The following is a 1,237-nucleotide window of genomic DNA, read 5'->3' on the forward strand; positions in this document are numbered from 1 at the left end:
CATAAAACGATTTTTTTAATACAATATTGTTGCCACACTTAGGACATTTTCCTACAAGGGGTCCCGAGCGCTTAGTGGGAATTTGTACCCCTTATCGATACAAATTCCCCGTAGGCGCTAGGGACCTCTTTAGCTTCTTGGAAGCTGTCAGTAGTATATCTAATAATTTATCTCCATTCCCTTTAGTAACGTGTAACTTTCCAAATTTAAAAAAGCGACTCATAGAATTATTTCCTCCCGTTAAATAATAGATAACTATTAAAAATAGACAATACTTGCTCATAAGTAACGGTACTTAAATTGTTTACTTTGGCGTGTTTCATTGCTTGATGAAACTGATTTTTAGTAAACAGTTGACGATATTCTCGATTGACCCATTTTGAAACAAAGTACGTATATAGCTTCCAATATTTATCTGGAACATCTGTGGTATGGCGGGTAAGTTTTATTAAGACACTGTTTACTTTTGGTTTAGGATGAAAGCATTCCGCTGGCAGCTTAAGCAATTGCTGAATCGAGACTTGAGTGTGCAAGAGCAACCCTAGTGTTCGGTGAATATCCAAGGTACGCTTGTAGAATCCTTCTTCAACAATCAGATAGATGTCAGACGCATGGCTTTCAAAAACCACTTTTTTAATAATTTGTGTGCTTAAATGGTAAGGAATACTCCCAACAATTTTATACCTCTGTTTGTTAGGGAATTGAAACTGTAGAATATCTTGGTGAATTAAAGTGACACGAGTATTCAGTTTTAATTTTTCTGACGATAAGTTGAATAGATGACTGTCTAATTCAATAGACGTTACCTGTTTACTTATTTTAGCCAGTTTCGTCGTTAAATGCCCTTTACCTGTTCCAATTTCGTAAACGGTATCGGTTTCTTTTAAATTCAATTGTTTTATTATTTGGTTGAGTACTTTTTCACTCGTTAAAAAGTTTTGAGAATATTTTATATTTTTGTTCATGTAATCACTCCTGAAGTGATTACATCTGTAAATAAATACAGAAGTTAAACGATTTGTTTGTAATTTTAGTTATCTGTTTAAAAAGTCATAAGATTAGTCACTGGTAGGAATTAATCTAACGTATTTATTTATCTGCGTAATCACTGTTTTTAGTCTGTTTCAAAATAGTAGATGTTTTATCTACATTACGCATTTGGAATACCAACATGACGAATCCCTCCTTCTTAATTACAAATTTTTAGCATCTAATATAACGAATATTAAATAATTGC

The 1,237-nt window shown here is 32.9% G+C and carries 2 protein-coding genes; both read right to left on the reverse strand.

Annotated features, from left to right (window positions below; all coding sequences use genetic code 11):
• Nucleotides 1-227: 227 nt before the first annotated feature.
• Complete coding sequence (gene erm(B), locus PG840_RS16660) at nucleotides 228-965, reverse strand: 23S rRNA (adenine(2058)-N(6))-methyltransferase Erm(B) (RefSeq protein WP_002292226.1); 738 nt, start codon at nucleotides 963-965, stop codon at nucleotides 228-230.
• 124 nt (nucleotides 966-1,089) lie between these two features.
• The gene (locus PG840_RS16665; protein WP_023948524.1) at nucleotides 1,090-1,173 is read right to left on the reverse strand and encodes a 23S rRNA methyltransferase attenuation leader peptide; all 84 of its coding nucleotides are present in this window, start codon (nucleotides 1,171-1,173) and stop codon (nucleotides 1,090-1,092) included.
• Nucleotides 1,174-1,237: the final 64 nt, after the last annotated feature.

This window comes from Coprococcus sp. AM97-35, assembly GCF_027697525.1.
Classification (GTDB): domain Bacteria; phylum Bacillota; class Clostridia; order Lachnospirales; family Lachnospiraceae; genus Allocoprococcus; species Allocoprococcus comes.

Excerpts from the sequence above, each read along its gene's own strand:
- PG840_RS16665 (WP_023948524.1), bottom strand. The coding sequence starts at position 1,173 with ATGTTGGTATTCCAAATGCGTAATGTAGATAAAACATCTACTATTTTG.